This is a genomic window from Hymenobacter coccineus, assembly GCF_001816125.1.
GTDB classification, from domain to species: domain Bacteria; phylum Bacteroidota; class Bacteroidia; order Cytophagales; family Hymenobacteraceae; genus Hymenobacter; species Hymenobacter coccineus.
The window spans coordinates 1-225 of the sequence record NZ_MDZA01000363.1; the positions used below are offsets into that span (position 1 = coordinate 1).

Consider the following 225-nt stretch of genomic DNA (forward strand, 5'->3'; position numbering starts at 1 on the left):
CGTGGCCGGCAGCAGCGCTGGGGCGACGACGATTTGGCCGTCGCGTACCCACGAGGTGGCTGGGGTCGAAGGGTGGGCGTGACGGTAGGCCGAAAACACCTCCGTCAGGTCGAAGTGGCAGCTGCTCGTGGCCGGCAGCAGCGCTGGGGCGACGACGATTTGGCCGTCGCGTACCCACGAGGTGGCTGGGGTCGAAGGGTGGGCGTGACGGTAGGCCGAAAACAC

1 protein-coding gene is annotated in these 225 nt (G+C 68.9%); it reads right to left on the reverse strand.

Going from position 1 to position 225, the window contains the following annotated elements:
* On the reverse strand, nucleotides 1-225 hold a 225-nt coding region (locus BEN49_RS28255; protein WP_158022991.1), incomplete at both ends, for a hypothetical protein.